Origin of the sequence: Halomonas sp. MMSF_3323, from assembly GCF_030733595.1 — a bacterium.
GTDB classification, from domain to species: domain Bacteria; phylum Pseudomonadota; class Gammaproteobacteria; order Pseudomonadales; family Halomonadaceae; genus Halomonas; species Halomonas litopenaei.
The window spans coordinates 78,749-96,209 of sequence record NZ_JASHIT010000011.1 but is presented as its reverse complement, the minus strand read 5'-3'; the positions used below and the strand labels follow the sequence as shown (position 1 = coordinate 96,209).

Here is a 17,461-nt window from a genome sequence, read left to right as displayed (position 1 = left end):
GGACTGGTGGGCTTCATCGCCATGGGCGGCTGGACCGCCTGGGCAAGGGCGCGGCGCCTGCATCGTTTCCTTGCCGAAGGCGGTAACTAAGCCTGGGGACGCGGCGCGGCGCCTGTCATTGCGGTTCTCGCTTGGCGAAGGCGGTGCCTGACATTGCGCTTTCCGCTCAACGAAGGCGGCGCCTGAGTCCGGGGCGAACGATCAGCTCTCGCTGGCGCAGTCGGTGGCCGCGGCGCGGCGCCTGTCGCTGCGCTTCTCGGCGCGCAGGCCGATATAGAACACCACCAGGCCGCCAAGGGCGAGCCCGGCGCCGACCAGTCCACTGGAGGACCAGGGCGCACCGGCCTTGATGGTCACCCCGGCCAGATAGGCGCCCAGCGCATTGGCGCAGTTGAAGGCGGCGTGATTCATCGAGGCGGCCATGGTCTGGGCGTCGCCGGCCACGTCCATCAGGCGTGTCTGCAGCGCCGGACCCAGCGCCATGCTGGTGCCGACCAGGCCGACGAACAGGATGCCGGTGTAAAGGTTGTCGGCGGCAAAGTAGAAGGCGCCCTGGACCACCAGGCACCACAGCAGGATGCGTGGCACCGCCTTCATCAGGTTCTTGTCTGCTGCCCGGGCGCCCACCAGATTGCCGATGATGCCGCCGATGCCGAAGATCGCCAGCACCCAGGGGCCGACCATCTCGGGCATGTCGGCCTGGGCGCGCAGGGTCGGTACCACATAGCTGAACACCGAGAACATGCCGCCAAAGCCGATGCTGGCCACGCCCAGGGTGTAGAGCACCCGCTGTTTGACCAGGGCGGTCAGTTCGCGCTTGGGGCTGGCCTTGACGTCATGCGGCTGGCGCGGCACGAACAGCTTGATCATGCCCATGGAGACAAAGGCCACGACGCCCACCGCGAAGAAGGCGAACTGCCAGCCGAACCACTGGCCGGCCCAGGTGGCCAGCGGCGCGCCGATCACGATGGCGCTGGTCAGCCCCAGCATGACCCGGCTGATGGCTCGGGCGCGTTCTTCCACCGGTACTGCCGCTGCGGCCACCAGGGCGGCCACGCCGAAGTAGGCGCCGTGGGGCAGGCCGGCAAGAAAACGCAGACCGACAAAGGGCCAGAAGCTGGTCGCCAGGGCGCTGGCGATGTTGCCCACGGCGAACACCAGCATCAGGCAGATCAGCAGGGTGCGCCGAGGTACCCGCGCGGCCAGCGCGGAGATCAGCGGCGCACCGACCACTACCCCCAGGGCATAGGCGGAGATGGCGTAGCCGACGTCGGCGGCGCTGACCGACAGGTCCTGGGCGACACGCTCCATCAAGCCCATAATCACGAACTCGCTGGTACCGATGCCAAAGCCACCGAGGGCCAGGGCGAGCTCCGCCAGGCGAGGATGACGAGCTCTGAGATGGGTGATGGAGATTGCCATCGGGCCTCCTGGAAAACGAAAACGATCCCGACGGGTGTCGAGATCGTAAATTTACGACAAAAGTATAAGGCATCCGAAAGGTGGGTTCTAGCGCCGAAAACGTCAATCTTGTCGATTAGATAGGGCTAAAATGCGGGTAAGTGACGGTTATGTGTCGTCGAGCCGGGGAGCTCTCCAGCGCCACGGCGAGCTATCGTGTTGTTAATTTTACCACTGTGAAAAAGCGCTCAGCTTTAGCGCATTTCTGTTGAAGAAGTTTCACCTATACGCAGTGTACTGTTTTTCTGTGCTCTTTTTTTGACACGACCAGCAGGCTGATCTCTTCAAAATTCTCCACTGCGCTTAATATTTGATTGAAAATCAATAGCCTGGCATGTGTTCACCGGCAAGTGATCGTGCCGATGTCGACGCGTGATTGTCGTGACGAGTGATGGCGGCGAGTGAGGAACGAACTACCTTAGTAGTTCAGTACCACCCGACTAAGTCCGTTGAGCCCCATTCCTCGGTTCAGCGGCGGTCGTCGTGGCGACGCCGAAACCGATGGTTCGGTGCACGCGCTGACGGCAGGGAGTCGACATGAAGGTCGAACTGCATCAGGCAAGGAGCGGCGACGCGACGCTGACCGAGCGCGTCGAGAAAGCTGGTGGCTGGCTGGTGGAGGCTGGACGCAAACGGCTGCTGGTCGCCGCCAACGCCCGCTGGCGGGCCGTCCGCGAGGCCACCAGCCTGCATGACGCCGATGACGCGATGGTGCAGGACCTGGGCCAGGGAAGACTGCACGGCGTCTGCCAGAAGGGTCGGCTGTTCCAGCAGGCCCATCCCGAGGTCCCGGTGCTGCTGGATGCGGGGCGCTATCTGGTGGTGGACCTGTCCAGGTCAGAGGCCACCAGGATCAACAAACCCCTTGAGCAAAGTGAAGCGCCCTGCTTCCGCCTGTTCCCTTTAAGCGAATCGACCCGTCTGTTTCGCCAGGTTGCGCCTCGTCGCGACGCCGCAGGATCCCGGGCCGTCGACGCTGTCGTCGCGTCGGCCTCCCAGGCCCGCTACGTCACCCTGCTGAGTCAGCTGGTGTCCTATCCGACGCGCCTATCATCGAGCGCCGAGTACGCCCAGGCGGTGGACTGGGCCGAGTCTCAGCTGACCACGGCGGGGCTGGCCGTGGATCGCCAGCAGGTAACGCTGCCCGGCGGCGCCAGCAGCATCAACCTGCTGGCGCGGCTGCCGGGGCGGGCCGCCAGCCCCCGTCACTGGCTGGTGGTCGCTCACCTGGACAGCGTCAACCATCAGGGCGGTCCGTCCGCGCCGGCGCCGGGCGCCGACGACAACGCCAGTGGCTCGGCGGCGCTGATGCTGATGGCCGAGGTGCTGGCCGGGCAGCGTTTCGACGATGACCTGAGCTTTGTGCTGTTCGGCGGCGAGGAGCAGGGGCTGCACGGTAGCCGCCAGTTCGTGGCGGGACTCTCCGCTGCCGAGCGGGGGCGCATCGCCGGGGTGCTCAATATGGACATGATCGGCTCGATCAACGCCACACCGGCGGCGGTACTGCTGGAAGGCGCGCCCCTCAGCCAGGACATGATCGATGGCCTGAGTGCGGCGGGAGGCCGCTTCACCGATCTCGAACTGCAGGTCTCGCTCAACCCCTTTGCCAGTGATCATGTGCCCTTTATCGACGCCGGGATACCCGCCGTGCTGACCATCGAAGGGGCCGACGGCGCCAATGACGCCATCCACGGACCGAACGATTTACTGGCCACGGTGGATCCGTCCTACGCCATGAAGATCGTGGCAATGAACCTGGGGTTTGTGGCCACCAGCGCCGGCCTGCACGCGGTTGACGCCGCGCCCCTGCCGGAATGCCACTGTCGTGGCGACGAGCGCCACCACCTGGGCGACCCCTGGCGCCAGCTCGAGGCCCACCATGAAGCACTGCTGGCCCAGTATCGTCGCTGGCAGGGACAAGGCGTCTGGTCGGCGCAGCTGGACGCCGGCTGGCGTCAGGCCTGGCAGCGGTTGGCGCTGCTGCGCTCGCGCAGGGAATGGGAGCGACGGTCTCGGTCAACGGGCCGTTGAACGAGCCAGTGGCAAGGCCGCTCACCCAGCCACTCACCCAGCCAGTGATCGAGTGACGCCCCGGCGAGACGAGAACAGGCAAGACAAGATCAGGTAAAGCAAGACAAGACCGATCAGGAGGATGTGATGCCAAAGGACCTGTGCGGAGACTGGATCGAGATGCGCGAGGAAGGCATCGGCGACTGCACGGTGCTGCGGCACCCGGATTCGCCGGCTGTCACCCCCTCGCGGATGCCGCGAAGGCGCCTGTGTCTGCACCAGGACGGCGCCGTCGAGCTCCACACCGGAGACGCCGCCGACCGCCTTGCCTGCGATGCCCGTGGTCAGTGGCGGCGTGATGGCGATCAACTGCACCTGACACTGCCCGGTTGGGACGGTGACTACGATATCGATGCGCTGGAGGACGATCTTCTGATCATTACCCGTCATTGAGGCCACCAACGCCGCCAATACCGTGCGTTGTGGGGCCACTTGAGGCCAGTTGCTGGCCATTGAACCTGTACTCACGACGCCGACCGGCTGGCCGGCGGGGAGGCTTGCATGTCCGATAACACCACCCATCCGGAACGGTGTCGCTGTTGTGGCACCATGGCGGTTCACCGGCGACTGCTGGACCAGGACCCCGGTTATGCCAGGCGGCGATCGCGCATCGAGGAACACGCCTTTCGCGCCATGCGTGGCACCATCGTCCAGCGTCCGGGGTGCACCCGCATCCCGGTGGTCGTCCACGTGGTCTACAACACCGACGAGCAGAACATCTCGCGGGAGCAGATCGACAGCCAGATCGAGATCCTCAATGAGGACTTTCGCAAGGCCAATGCCGACGTCTCGACGGTACCTGCGCCCTTCGCGCCGGTGGCCGCCGATGCCAGGCTATTGTTTGCGCTGGCCACCAGCGATCCCGACGGCAACCCCACCGATGGCATCACCCGCACCCGCACCGACGTCAGCGGTTTTGTCGATGACGACAAGGTCAAGGCCGACGCCAGCGGCGGCAAGGATGCCTGGCCCGCAGACGAATACCTCAATATCTGGGTCTGCCCGCTTTCCGGTGGCCTGCTCGGCTACGCCCAGTTCCCCGGCGGTCCCGCCGCCACCGACGGCGTGGTGGTGACCTACACCGGCTTCGGCAACATGGGCACCGCCCGGGCGCCGTTCGACCTGGGGCGCACCACTACCCACGAGATAGGCCACTGGCTCAATCTCTTTCATATCTGGGGAGACGACGGCACCGGCTGCTCCGGCTCGGACTTCGTCGACGACACCCCCAACCAGGGCGGCGCCAACCTGGGCAAGCCGACTTTTCCCAAGGTGTCCTGCGACAACGGCCCCGATGGCGACATGTTCATGAACTACATGGACTACGTCGACGACGACACCATGGTGATGTTCACCGAGGGCCAGGTGGCACGAATGCAGGCCTGCCTGGATGGCCCCCGCAGCGCCATCGGCGAGATGGTGTCGTGCACGCCGTTGCACCCCAAGGCGCTGCCGAAGGACACCCCCAAGGAGTTCACCAAGGAACCGATCAAGGATCCGCCAAAAGAGCGGCCCAAGGATAACCCCAAGGAGTTCGTCAAGGAGCCGGTCAAGGAGAGCGTCAAGGAGGGACCGAAGGACCTGATCAAGGATGGCATCAAGGACGGCGGCAAGGAGTTGCCCAAGGACAACCCCAAGGACTTTGGCAAGGATCCAGGCCTGGAGCCGGGCAAATGGAAGCCGCTTGACCCGCCTCCCAAGCAGATCTTCGAAGTGCCGACCAAGCAACTGGTGGAAGGCCCCGTGGGCGGCAAGCAGGCCTTCGAGAATCCGCTACCGGGGGGCTGGGGCAACCAGCCCGTCCAGCCGATGCAACCAATGCAACCAGCCCAGCCGCTGCAGCCCTTTGTGCTGGCCACCGGTCAGGCGCCGTCGGGCGCCTCGCTCAAGCCGCCGGTGGCGGACGGCGGAGGCGAGCAGGATCAGAGCCAGGCGTTGCTTGGCGAGTACGCTCAACTGCTGGCGCAGTACGCCCAGCTCTACCAGCAGGGCATGCTCGATCAGCAGGGGATGCTGGCCTGGCAGCAGGCCTGGGCGGCCTACGTGCAGCTTGGTGGACGGTGAGCGATGACAGGACCCGCGGGCACCCTGTCGGTGCCCGCCTTTTTCGAGGGAGCCGAGCATGATCCTGATCCTGTCGTTTGCCGACAATGCCCATGTCGAGCGGGTACTGCCCCATCTTCACTCGCCGGTGGAGGTGATCGACGTCGCCGACTTCCCCCGGCGCCTGGGAATCCTGGCCTACGCAGGTGCCAGCGGTGACAGCCTGTGGCTGGAACTTGGCGACGGGCGCCGGCTGGCGCTGGACGAGGTGCGCTCGGTATGGAACCGGCGCATCCGTTCCTTTGACCTGGACCCTGCCCTGGGCGACGGCACCGAACGGCTGTTTGCCTGGTCCGAGACCCAGGAGGCGGTGCTTGGACTGTGGTATGCCCTGGATAGCTTCTGGATGAACCATCCGCTGGCCGACGAACGCGCCCAGCGCAAGCTGACCCAGCATCGTCTGGCCCACCGGCTGGGGCTCGAGATTCCCGATACCCTGATCACCAATCGCCCGGACGCCGCTGCCGAGTTTATCGCCCGCCACGGCGATGGTGGAGTGGTGCGCAAGGCCTTTCGCAATATCGTCGAGGCGCCGCGAGAGACCCTCAAGGTCGGCCAGGACGAGATGGCCAGGCTCGAGGCGGTTCGTCTGGCGCCGGTGATCTTTCAGGAATACATCCCGCTGGCGCTGGATCTGCGCGTCACCGCGGTGGTCGGCGAGATGTTCGCGACCGCCTTCAGGAGCGAGCCGCAGTACGAGGTCGACTACCGCAGTGGCGTGGGCAGCGCCGAGGTTTTCCCCTATACCCTGCCGGATGAAGTGGAGGCGGGACTGCGCGCGCTGATGAGAGAGCTCGGACTGGCCTACGGCGCCATCGATCTAAGGGTCACACCCGAGGGGCGTCATGTGTTCTTCGAGGTCAATCCGGCCGGCGAGTACCTGTTCGCCAGCGAGCGCAGCGGCCAACCGATTCCCCAGGCCATCGCCGCCGCCCTGGAGCGCGGCGGCGGCGAGTGGTGACGTCCCCAGCCGGTGGCAGCAGGGCCCCCGGTCGGTGTGATCAGGGCCCCCGGTCGGAGTCAGGTCAGTAGGGGCCCTGGGACCGGGGGCCAGCGCTGGTGGATGAGTCTTCCTGCGAGTCGACTGCCTGCGGGCCAAGCGCAAACTCCGATGCACGCTGGCGCACCGCCTGCATCATCAGGCTGACGTCGAGCCCCACCGCCACGAAGCTGGCACCAAGGGAGAGATAGTGTCTGGCAAGCTCCGGGTCACCGGTGAGCACGCCGGCGGCCTTGCCGCTGGCAACGATGCGGGCGATGGCCTCGTCGATGGCGGCCTGGACCTCGGGATGGCCCGCGTCACCGAGATGGCCCATGGAAGCGGCCAGGTCGGCGGGCCCGACAAAGACTCCGTCGACGCCGTCCACCGCGCAGATCGCCTCGAGGTTATCCAGCGCGGTCACGCTCTCCGCCTGGACCAGCAGGCAGATCTCGTCGTTGGCCCTATGCACATAGTCAGGCCGTGCATTCCAGCGTGACGCCCGGACGATGGCGGAGGCTTCACCTCGCACCCCGTCCGGTGGGTAGCGGGTGGCGGCGACCATGGCGCGGGCCTGCTCCGGGGTGTCGACCATCGGCACCAGCAGGGTCTGGGCGCCGATGTCCAGCAGTTGCTTGATGCGTGCCGTCTCGCCGTTCACCACCCGAACCACCGGGTGGCTGTCGTAGGCGGCGACCGCCTGCAGTTGGGCGAGCATGGAGCGCACATCATTGGGGCCGTGTTCGCCGTCGATCAGCAGCCAGTCGAAGCCGGCGCTGGCGCACATCTCTGCGCAGTAGGGGTCGCCCAGCGACAGCCACAGGCCGATTCTGGCCTGGCCACTGGCCATGGCGGTCTTGAAGGGATTGCCGGCGGGGACACCCGCGCAGTGGGAAGGGGTCATGGGCTGCGTCCTTGATGAGTGTCAATCGTCCAGCATCGCCTTGAGCCGACGGAACACCCCTGGGTCCTGGCGCAGCCCGTCGTGCTCGTACTCGTTGGTGATCCAGTAGCGTAGTCGCGGGATCGCCTCGGCGGTGGCCAGCGACAGCTCGGCGTCCACGTACATGTCGTCGAAGTAGATCAGCGCCGCCACCGGCACCCGGTTGGCGGCGAGCTGTCTGGCGTCGTAGAAGGGGCTGGCCAGAGGTCGCCGGGCCAGCTGGTGTACCGCCCCACGGAAGGGCTTGAGGGCACGGATCTCGTCGAACATCCAGGGGTAGATCATCTCGCCGGTCAGCCTGAGCGGGCGATGACGCTCGTCGAACTGTGGCCCCTGCTGGCGCTCGGCAGCCCAGTCGCACAGGCGCTCAGGATTGGCGTAGATGTTCTCGTGGATGGCGCCGAACAGCGGATTCTCGTCGAAGCCGGTCAGCGTCATCACCTCCACCAGGAAGTGATGGTTGAGCGCGCTTCGCGTGTCGTCGGCGAAGGCCTCCTCGAGCAGCCAGTGGAGCTGCTCGGCCCCGTCACCCATGCCCAGCATCAGTCCCAGGCTCTGGAAGCGGCGCACGCTCAGGCGGTCGCCGTCGGGCAGGCGGACATCGTGGTCCAGCAGATGGTCGGCGATGGCGTCGATCCGCTCGCGATCATCGGGAAAGCGCGCCAGATACGCCTCAAGCTTGCGCTCCACCCGACGGTGGGTGCGGCGGTAGACCTCATCGGGGTCGGCGTCGAGCGCCGGCAGACCGCCGGTGATATAGCAGCGGCTCAGGCCCTGGGGCGCGTAGGACAGGTAGGTCAGGGTCAGAAAGCCGCCGTAGCTCTGGCCCAGCGTGGTCCAGGTGGCGCCCTGGTAGCGGGTCTTGCGCAGGTGCTCGAAGTCCGCGACCACCGCGTGGGCGTCGAAGCAGGCCAGGTAGTCACCGCCGGCCACGTCACTGTCGAAGGCGGCCATGGTGGCCTCGGTGATGCGCGAACTGCGCCCGGTGCCACGCTGGTCGGGCAGGATCACCCGAAAGTGCTTGAGCGCCTCGTGCAGCCATCCCGGCCCATTGGCGGTGGGGCGTGGCGACTTGCCGCCGGGGCCCCCCTGCAGGAACAGCAACAGCGGCAGCTCCTCGTCGACACGGTCTGACGCGCAGACCTCGCGGTAGAACAGGCTCAGGGTCTCGCCGCTGTCCGGGTGGGACCAGTCCAGCGGCACCTCGAGGCGATGGTCGCTGATGGAAAGGCCCGGGATGGCGTGGTCGGGAGGCATGCCTACATCCTGTGTCGAGAGAGGGTCGAAAGAGTGCCGAAAGAGACAAGGTCGGCCAGCTTCTTGTTGCCAGCGCTGGCCGACCCTGGCGGTAGCTCAGTCCGCGCCGCGCATGGCCCGGCGAATGAACGGCAGGCAGGCCGCCAGCAGCAGGGCGCTGACACCACCGATGGCCGCCATGGCAATAAAGTAGCCGACTTCGGTGTCCTCGGTATAGAAGGCGCCGAGCTTGCCGCCGGCGGCGAAGCCGAGCGCCAGCGAGAGGAAGAACAGTGCCATCATCTGGGTCTGGAAGGCCCGCGGCGCGAGCTTGGTGGTCACCGACAGCCCGATCGGCGACAGGCACAGCTCCGAGGCGGTGAAGCCCAGCAGCAACAGCACCAGCATGGCCAGCGGCATGCTCGCCCCTTCGCTGCCGAGAAACGGCAGGTAGCCGAGGAAGGTAGCGCCGATGATCGCCATGGCGATCACGAACTTGCCGGCCGACGACGGCTGGCGCTTGCCCAGCGTCGTCCACAGCCAGGCGAACACCCCCGAGAACAGGATGATGGTCAGCGCCTGCACCGACACCAGCCAGCCCACCGGAATCTCCCAGCCGAACAGGCTGCGATCCACGCGCTGATCGAAGAAGGCGGTGATTACGGTGTAGGACTGGCTGTAAAGCGCCCAGTAGGCGGCGCTGGTCAGAAAAAGCGGAATGAACGCCAGCACCCGGCTGCGCTCCTCGGGGCTTACGTGGGTGGAGCGCAGGATCACCGCAAAGTAGCAGAGCGCCGCCACAGCGATGATGCCAAGCATCACCCCGGACAGATTGTCGGCACGGATCCAGCCCGCAAGGGCCGCGCCGACCACTAGGGCGAGCACCACCAGGGCGATACCCAGGTAGCGCTTGAGGGTCGCCGGCGCGATAGGGTCCGGCGCGGCCTTCTGATCATCGGGCAGCCCCTTGCGTCCCGCCGTGTACTGGGCCAGACCGATCGCCATGCCCACGGCGGCGATGCCGAAGCCATAGTGGAAGCCGGCGTTCTGCTGCAGCAGACCGGTCAGCAGCGGGCCGACAAAGCCGCCGATATTGATACCCAGATAGAAGATCGAGAAGCCGGCGTCGCGCCGGGGGCTGCCGGGCTCGTACAGGGACCCCACCAGCGCCGAGCAGGTGGCCTTGACCCCGCCGCTGCCCAGCGCCACCAGGATCAGGCCGGCGGTGACGCCGTAGACACCGGGCAGGATGGCCAGGGCGATATGCCCGAGCATGACCACGATGCCCGAATAGAACAGGGTGCGTTCGGCGCCGAACACCCGGTCGGCGAACCAGCCGCCGAGGATGGTGGCCAGATAGACCGAACTGCCGTAGGCACCGACGATACCGATGGCCACCGACTGGTCGATCGCCAGGCCCCCGCGGCTGGCCTCGTAGTACAGGTAGATCAACAGGATCGCCTGCATGCCATAGAACGAAAAGCGCTCCCACACCTCCATGCCGAACAGGGTGGCGAGAGGCCAGGGATGGCCGAAGAAGCGGCGTTTGCCGCTGTCGCCGTGCTGGCGGGCGGCGGCCTCGGTGGTTTTCATCGGGAGCTCCTGCTTTGACGAGAAAATCGGAACGAAAAATACATTTTTCGCCCATGAAAACCCTAAAGCGTTGCTAATTACAGGGCAAAACCCATGTCCGCGATCGGAAAGGCCACGACGAAAAACGACAAGCGGGAGCGAGGACGTTGGCTCACAGCAAAACGAGCGGAGCTGCTGCTGCACAGTGATGCTCTGGAGACAGCCCGTCGTGGGGGAGAAGGCCTGCCTGGCTGGGCGGCACGGGCCCCGCCCCTTTCGACGCATAGCCCGCCCCTTTCGGCGCATAGGTAGTGCACGTTTAGCGTGCTACTATCCGCGCGAATGTGCAGGGATAACGTCAGAAGGCGACATGATAAGAACGTTTTTCAAGAAAAAGGTGGCCGAAACGCCACTGGGGAGCATCACCGTCCAGGACCGGACCATCACCGATCTGACGCCTCTGGGCAGCAAGCATTCTCCCGGCATGACCAAGGCCGGCAGGCTGTCGTTTGCCGGCTGGATGAACGGTCGCAAGGTCAAGGTCTATAGCGCCTTCTCGCCGCGTCAGATCGCGTTGAGTCACGCCATTCGCGAACTGCCGGCGTCGGGGCTCAGCTTCCCGGCGATACTCGCCCACGACGACGAGCTGGTCGTCGAAGAGTGGATCCAGGGGCCATCTCTCAAGCAGATCGAACGCTCCAGGGCAGACAAGGCGCCTATCGCTTCGGCGGCGGAGGCGGTGAATCGCTTTCTCGAGATGACGCAGTCGGACGAGCGTTTTCGCGCCCTGGCCGACGAATACTCCGGGGCCTTCTGCTACATCGACGACTACCTGCTCAGACGGGTGGACGGCTGGAAGCACCTGGATGCGATCGGTAGCTTTCTGGCCCGCTGGCAGCGTGAGGACGACCGCCACCGCGCAGCGGTGGGCGCCAGGCTCAGCCACCCTGACCTGTCGCTGGCCAATATCGTGATGGAAGAAGGCAGCGGCCGCTTTGTGGTGATCGACAACGAACTGGTCGGGGTCGGTCCGGGCTGGGTCATCGACTGGCACAATTCCTTCCTCAAGCGGCGCAGCATGGCCGACGCCCCCGTCGTGCCCGAGGCCATCCGACCCTTCATCGACCTGACCTGGCGCCTGCGTCTGCTTGGGTCCGCGCTGTCCACCGGCAAGCTTCATCGCGCCATCGAGCAACTGGACGCCGAGACCGCGCCGAGCTGGTAATGCCCACAACAAGGCGCTGCAGGCCCCCACCGGCAGCGCCTTCCCGCCTCTCGATTGCTTTCCTTCCCGTCGAGTCCCTGGCCGGGGTTCGACTACCTGTTCAGCAGGCCCCAACCCCATACCCCACCATTGGCTAGTTGCCATTTGCGCTGCGAGTACGGTTGTGCTTTATTGTTCACATCGCACGCAGAATTGCGTGCAATCCTGACAGGGCCGCCAGACGGTCGATAACAACACCAATAACCAGGGTCGTCACTTGCTTGGCGACCTCAGGAGAAACGGGATGCTCCCGCAGCGTGATCTGGTCGGCTACGCCGATACTCCCCCCACCGGGGCCTGGCCCAATGGCGCCCGCCTGGCGGTCAATATCGTGGTCAACTACGAGGAGGGCTCTGAAAGGTCCTTCGCCATGGGCGACGACGACCAGGAGTCGATGACCGAGTGGGGGAGTTACGTAACTCCCGCTGGAACCCGTAATCTGGCGATGGAGTCGATGTACGAGTACGGCTCGCGGGTCGGCATCTGGCGCATCCTCGACATCCTGCGCGAGGCCGACGTGCGTTCGACCTTCTTTGCCTGCGCGGTGGCGCTGGAGCAGAACCCCCGCGTTGCCCGTGTCGCCAGCGCCGATGGCCATGAATTCTGCAGTCACGGCTATCGCTGGGAGGAGGTCTTTCGCCTCAGCGAAGACGAGGAACGCGAGCACATCCGCCTGGCCATCGAGTCGATCACCGCCACCACCGGCAAGCGCCCGGTGGGCTGGTACTGCCGCTACGGACCCAGCGTGCGCACCCGGCGCCTTTTGGTAGAAGAGGGTGGCTTCCTCTACGACTCCGACGCCTACAACGACGACGTACCCTACTTCACCGAAGTGGTGGGCAGTCGTCAGCTGGTGGTGCCCTACACCACCGACATGAATGACTTCCGCTTCTGGCTTTCTCCTGGGCTTACCTCGGGGCGCGAGTTTCTCGACAACCTCAAGGAAGGCTTCGACGTGCTGTTCGAGGAGTCGGCCCGCGGCCCCAGGATGATGTCCGTCGGCCTGCACCCGCGCATGGTCGGGCGCCCCGGCAAGATTCGCGCGCTCAAGGACTTTATCGCCTACGCCCAGGCCCACGAGGGCGTATGGTTCGCCACCCGTGAAGAGATCGCCCGGGCCTGGCTTGCCCGGGAAGGTGAAGCGACCGGCGTCGTCTGACGTCGCCGATGAACCCCGTGTTTTCTGCTGTACCCGCAACAACGACAATAACCAGAGGAAATATCCCATGAGCCTTTCCTACAAGACCTTCTCCAAGCGTTCCCTGGTGCTGGCCACCGCCCTTTCCGCCGGCCTGGCAGCAGGCGGCGTGATGGCCGAAACCCTCAAGGTCGGTGCCAACATCGGCAACCTGCCCTGGGAGTTCCAGGACGACAGCGGTGACTACGTTGGCTTCGAGATCGACCTGGTCAACGAGGTCGGCAGCCGCCTGGGCTACGACGAGGTCGAGATCAGCAACATTCCGTTCAATGGCCTGTTCTCGGCGGTACAGTCTGGGCGCATCGACGTGGCGGTGTCCTCCATCACCATCACCGACGAGCGTCTGGAGTCGGTGTCCTTCGCCCAGCCCTACTACGACAGCGACCAGTCCCTGGCGACCCACACCAGCAAGGGCATCAGCGGGCTCGAGGACCTGGACGGCAAGGTGGTCGGCGTCGATACCGGCTCTACCGGCGACATCTGGACCAGCGAGAACCAGGAGCAGTACGGCATCAAGGAAATCCGTCGTTATGAAGGCCTGCAGCCGGCCATGCTGGACCTGTCCAGCGGCCGCCTGGACGCCTACATCTCGGACATTCCGGCGGTGCAGTACTACGTGCGTGACAAGCCCAGCCTCGAGGTGGTCAGTCGCATCCCCAGCGGTGAGCAGTACTCGATGATGTTCGCCAAGGACGCCGAGCTTGCCGCCAAGGCCAGCGAAGTGATCAGCGAACTCAAGCAGGAAGGCTTTGTCGCCGAGCTGCACGAGACCTGGTTCGGCGCCGCTCCGGATGCCGGCACCAGCACCGTCGAAGTGCGCGATATGCCTTCCGCCCAGTAAACCTGGCCCAGCAAGTCCCGTGGCCGCGGCCAGCGTATTACCCTCGATCGTGGAGACGATCCATGGACCTGGTCCAGACATTCTTCAACTGGGAGGTGCTGGTGCGCACCTTCCCGATGCTCCTGCAGGGGCTCGGCATGACCCTGATGCTGGGCTTTCTGAGCATCCTGCTGGGGCTGATCGGCGGGCTGGGGCTGGCGCTGTTGCGCCTCTACGGCCCCAAGCCGCTGCGTTTTCTCACCATCGCCTACATCGACGTCTTTCGCTCACTGCCGGTGCTGGTGTGGCTGGTCATCGTCTACTACGCGCTGCCGTTCGTCGGCATCACCCTGTCACCGTTCGCTGCGGCCTGTACCGCCCTGACCATGATCTCCAGCGCCTACGCCGCCGAGATCTACCGCGCCGGTATCGAGGCGGTGCCACGGGGCCAGTTCGAGGCCGCCCAGTCGATCGGCCTTAGCCAGTATCGGGTGATGTGCGACGTGGTCCTGCCCCAGGCGATCCGGCTGATCATTCCGCCGCTGACCAGCAACTGCATCAACGTGATGAAGGACACCGCCCTGGCCTCGGTGGTGGCCATGCCCGACCTGCTCAAGCAGGCCACCCAGGCCCAGGCGCTGGCGGCCAACCCGACACCGCTGATCGGCGCGGCGCTACTCTACCTGGCGGTGCTGCTGCCACTGGTGCGCCTGGTCGGTCTGCTCGAGAAACGCTTCGCCCAGGGCCGGGCCTGACAGGAGAACTGCCATGATCAATGAAACCCGGACGACCCAGGGCACTACCCAGGGCACTACCCTTCCCCCGCTCGAGGCTGGTCTGCCCGAGGCGCCCAGAGCGATCATCTCGCTCGAAGGGGTCAACAAGTACTATGGCGACTTCCACGCCCTCAAGAACATCGACCTCAAGGTACGCGAAGGCGAGGTGGTGGCGATCCTCGGCCCGTCGGGCTCCGGCAAGTCGACGCTGATCCGCTGCATCAATCATCTGGAGGCCTACAGCGCCGGCGACATCTACGTCGACAGCGTGCGGGTCCAGCCCGGCCCCGAGCTGATCGAGGTGCGCAAGGACGTCGGCATGGTGTTCCAGAGCTTCAACCTGTTTCCCAACATGACGGTGCTGGAGAACGTGACCCTGGGACCGATCCGGGTGCGTGGCATGAGCCCGGGGGATGCCCAGGCGCGGGCCAAGGAGTTGCTGGAAAAGGTCGGCATCGCCGAGCAGATGTACAAGTATCCAAGCGCCCTGTCCGGCGGTCAGCAGCAGCGGGTCGGCATCGCCCGGGCGCTGGCCAATGAACCGCGCGTGTTGCTGTTCGATGAGCCCACCTCGGCGCTGGACCCGGAGATGGTCGGCGAGGTGCTCGACGTCATCAAGACCCTGGCCGGCACCGGCGTGACCATGCTGCTGGTGACCCACGAGATGGGCTTCGCCCGCCATGTCGCCGACCGGGTGATCTTCATGGAGGCCGGCCAGATCGTCGAGGAAGGCGCTCCCGAACAGATCTTCTCGGCGCCGCAGGAAGACCGAACCCGCGCCTTTTTCCAGTCGGTGCTGGCTCACTGAGTCGTGGCGCCTGTTCGACGGCTGGCTCGGCGCTTGTTTCGCCCCAGCCTTGTCTCTCGACGTCCATGTATCGCCTCTCGACCCCTATTCAAGGACTTCCCATGTCACTCGATTCATCCTCAGACGCTCGCCTTGATCTGACACACGTCAGAGCCCAGTTTCCCTCGCTTGAAAGCGACTGGGTGTTCATGGACAACGCCGGCGGCGCCCAGGTGCCGAAGATGGTGGTGGAACGCATCAGCGACTATCTGCTGGGCGACAACGTGCAGCTCGGCGCGAGCTACGCCCCCAGCCAGAATTCCAAGGCCAAGGTCGACGCCGGTCGCCAGGCGGTGGCGACGCTGGTCAATGCTCGCCACGTGGAAGAGCTGGTGTTTGGCCCCAGTTCGACCATCCAGTTCCGCCTGCTGGCCGACGCCATGGCCAGCCAGTTCGCCCCGGGCGACGAGATCATCGTTACCAACACCGACCACGAGAGCCACGTCGGCCCCTGGATGCGCCTCGAGCAGCGCGGCGTCAAGCTGCGCTTCTGGAACTGCAATCCCGAGACCCTGGAGCTGGAGCTGGACACCCTGGCGGAACTGCTCAACGAGCGCACTCGTCTGGTCTGCGTGACCCACGTCTCCAACCTGCTCGGCACCATCAATCCGATCAAGCGGATCGCCGCCATGGCCCACGACGCCGGTGCTCGCATCTGTGTCGATGGGGTGGCCTTCGCCCCCCACCGGGCCATCGACGTCCAGGACTGGGATGTCGACTACTATGGCTTCAGTCTGTACAAGGTATTTGGCCCCCATCACGCGGTGCTCTATGTGAAAAAGGAGTGCCTGCTGGAGTTGGATAATATCTACCATCACTTCTTCACGCGCGAGCAGATTCCAGGAAAGATGGAGCCTGGAAATCCCAACTACGAGCTGACCTACGCTGCCACCGGTATCCTGGATTATCTGACCTCGCTGACGGGCGATAATGGTGAAGGTGACAAGCGGAAAAAGCTGGAAACATCCTTCGATGCCATCGCCAAGCATGAAGCAATATTGAGCAAGAAACTGCTCGATTATCTCTCTGGAAAAGAAGGCGTTCGCATCATCGGAAGGCGGGATGCCGATATCGAACATCGCGTCGCGACCATCAGCTTTACTGTGGAAGGGCATCAGTCTGACGAGATCGTGCGCAAGATCGACGAGGCCAAGGTAGGAATCCGCTACGGCGACTTCTACGCCCGCCGCCTGACCGAGGACCTCGGTCTGATGGACATCCAGGGCGTGGTGCGGGTGTCCATGGTGCATTACAACACCGAGGCCGAGGTGGACCGACTGATCGAGGCGCTGGACGCCGCACTCTGAGGGCGTGGGCCAGAAGCTGGCAATGACGTCGTGGAAATGCAGAAAAGGGGCTTCTGGCCCCTTTTCTGCTACGCATGTCCCAGCCTCAGGGCCGGCCTTGTCTCCTGCTTAGGCGGGTTTTCGGCATGGCCGGCCCTTTAGCCCAGCGGATCGTCGATGTCGATATCGTAGATGTTGGCCTCGGCGCGGCGGCGCTCGGACAGGTCCAGGCTGTAGAAGATGTGGCGACAGTGCTCCATCATCGACGCGGCGGCGCCCTCGGCGTCGCGCTTTTCGATCAGATCGACCAGGGTCTGGTGCTCATGGGTAAGGCACAGCACGCCGGTGGAGCGTTCGTAGAGCGACTGGATGATGCAGAAGCGTCGAATGATCGGGCGCACGATGGCAATCAGCTCGTCATTGCCGGTCAGCTCCGCCAGCATCAGGTGAAAGTCGCCGGAGATACGATTGACGCTGGGCTGGTGCTCCTCGAAGACCTGATGTTCCAGCGCCAGGTGGCGACGTAGCGTGGCGATACCTTCGGCGTCGATGCGCTCGCAGGCGATCCGCGCTACCGCGCCCTCGATATGCAGCCGCGTCTCGAAGATATCGTAGGCTTCCTTCACCGATGGCAGCGAGACGAAGGCGCCCCGGTGCATCTCGAAGCGTACCAGGCGTTCCGCCGTCAGCCGGTTCAGCGCGCGACGTACCCGGCTACGCGGCGTCTTGAAGGCGCTGGCGAGCTTGGCTTCGTTCAAACGCTCGCCGGGACGCAGACGCTTGTCGATCAGGGCGTCGACGATGCGGTCATAGACGAGCTCCTCGGCCAGGGCTTCCGGCTTGGATGGTGCAGCGGAGGTGGCGTCACTCGTCATGGCATGGTCTCGCCAGAAGGCTCGACCATCA

Annotated in this window: 15 protein-coding genes; 10 read left to right on the top strand and 5 right to left on the bottom strand. The window is 64.9% G+C overall.

What is annotated here, in order from left to right; genetic code table 11:
• Positions 1–201: 201 nt before the first annotated feature.
• A complete protein-coding gene (locus RBB39_RS07680) occupies positions 202–1,422 on the bottom strand; it encodes an MFS transporter (protein WP_213229498.1) in 1,221 nt (406 codons plus the stop codon).
• Between the two features lie 576 nt (positions 1,423–1,998).
• On the opposite strand from RBB39_RS07680, the gene RBB39_RS07675 reads away from it, so the two are divergent.
• From RBB39_RS07675 to RBB39_RS07660, 4 genes are all read left to right on the top strand, one after another.
• Positions 1,999–3,492, top strand: a complete 1,494-nt coding sequence (locus RBB39_RS07675; protein ID WP_213229500.1) for a M28 family metallopeptidase — start codon at positions 1,999–2,001, stop codon at positions 3,490–3,492.
• Positions 3,493–3,618: 126 nt separating this feature from the next.
• Positions 3,619–3,924: a hypothetical protein gene (locus tag RBB39_RS07670; protein ID WP_045991662.1), complete on the top strand. Its 306-nt coding sequence runs from the start codon at positions 3,619–3,621 to the stop codon at positions 3,922–3,924.
• Positions 3,925–4,032: 108 nt separating this feature from the next.
• Positions 4,033–5,595, top strand: a complete 1,563-nt coding sequence (locus tag RBB39_RS07665; protein WP_213229502.1) for a M43 family zinc metalloprotease — start codon at positions 4,033–4,035, stop codon at positions 5,593–5,595.
• 58 nt (positions 5,596–5,653) lie between these two features.
• Positions 5,654–6,595: an MvdC/MvdD family ATP grasp protein gene (locus RBB39_RS07660; RefSeq protein ID WP_213229504.1), complete on the top strand. Its 942-nt coding sequence runs from the start codon at positions 5,654–5,656 to the stop codon at positions 6,593–6,595.
• A 64-nt stretch (positions 6,596–6,659) separates the two neighbouring features.
• On the opposite strand, the gene hpaI is transcribed toward RBB39_RS07660, so the two are convergent.
• The 3 genes from hpaI to RBB39_RS07645 all read right to left on the bottom strand — a co-directional run bounded on the left by hpaI (position 6,660) and on the right by RBB39_RS07645 (position 10,385).
• Entirely contained in the window at positions 6,660–7,517 is an 858-nt protein-coding gene (gene hpaI / locus RBB39_RS07655; RefSeq protein WP_213229506.1) for a 4-hydroxy-2-oxoheptanedioate aldolase, read from the bottom strand.
• A 21-nt stretch (positions 7,518–7,538) separates the two neighbouring features.
• On the bottom strand, positions 7,539–8,813 hold the full coding sequence (locus tag RBB39_RS07650) for an alpha/beta fold hydrolase (protein ID WP_306168986.1): 1,275 nt from the start codon (positions 8,811–8,813) through the stop codon (positions 7,539–7,541).
• Between the two features lie 96 nt (positions 8,814–8,909).
• On the bottom strand, positions 8,910–10,385 hold the full coding sequence (locus RBB39_RS07645) for a peptide MFS transporter (protein WP_253554712.1): 1,476 nt from the start codon (positions 10,383–10,385) through the stop codon (positions 8,910–8,912).
• A 349-nt stretch (positions 10,386–10,734) separates the two neighbouring features.
• Between RBB39_RS07645 and RBB39_RS07640 the strand changes: the two genes are divergently transcribed.
• From RBB39_RS07640 to RBB39_RS07615, 6 genes are all read left to right on the top strand, one after another.
• The gene (locus tag RBB39_RS07640; protein WP_306168985.1) at positions 10,735–11,589 is read left to right on the top strand and encodes a hypothetical protein; all 855 of its coding nucleotides are present in this window, start codon (positions 10,735–10,737) and stop codon (positions 11,587–11,589) included.
• Between the two features lie 283 nt (positions 11,590–11,872).
• Positions 11,873–12,787, top strand: a complete 915-nt coding sequence (locus RBB39_RS07635; RefSeq protein ID WP_213229510.1) for an allantoinase PuuE — start codon at positions 11,873–11,875, stop codon at positions 12,785–12,787.
• 67 nt (positions 12,788–12,854) lie between these two features.
• Positions 12,855–13,667, top strand: coding sequence for a transporter substrate-binding domain-containing protein (locus tag RBB39_RS07630; RefSeq protein ID WP_213229512.1), 813 nt, complete (start codon positions 12,855–12,857; stop codon positions 13,665–13,667).
• A 62-nt stretch (positions 13,668–13,729) separates the two neighbouring features.
• Positions 13,730–14,401 (top strand): amino acid ABC transporter permease, encoded by a 672-nt coding sequence (locus tag RBB39_RS07625; protein ID WP_108131989.1) that lies wholly within the window; start codon positions 13,730–13,732, stop codon positions 14,399–14,401.
• Between the two features lie 82 nt (positions 14,402–14,483).
• Positions 14,484–15,230: an amino acid ABC transporter ATP-binding protein gene (locus RBB39_RS07620; protein WP_045991702.1), complete on the top strand. Its 747-nt coding sequence runs from the start codon at positions 14,484–14,486 to the stop codon at positions 15,228–15,230.
• Positions 15,231–15,331: 101 nt separating this feature from the next.
• Entirely contained in the window at positions 15,332–16,576 is a 1,245-nt protein-coding gene (locus RBB39_RS07615; protein ID WP_213229514.1) for a cysteine desulfurase-like protein, read from the top strand.
• Between the two features lie 137 nt (positions 16,577–16,713).
• Here RBB39_RS07615 and RBB39_RS07610 read toward each other — a convergent pair whose 3' ends face one another.
• On the bottom strand, positions 16,714–17,430 hold the full coding sequence (locus tag RBB39_RS07610) for a GntR family transcriptional regulator (RefSeq protein WP_108131992.1): 717 nt from the start codon (positions 17,428–17,430) through the stop codon (positions 16,714–16,716).
• Positions 17,431–17,461: the final 31 nt, after the last annotated feature.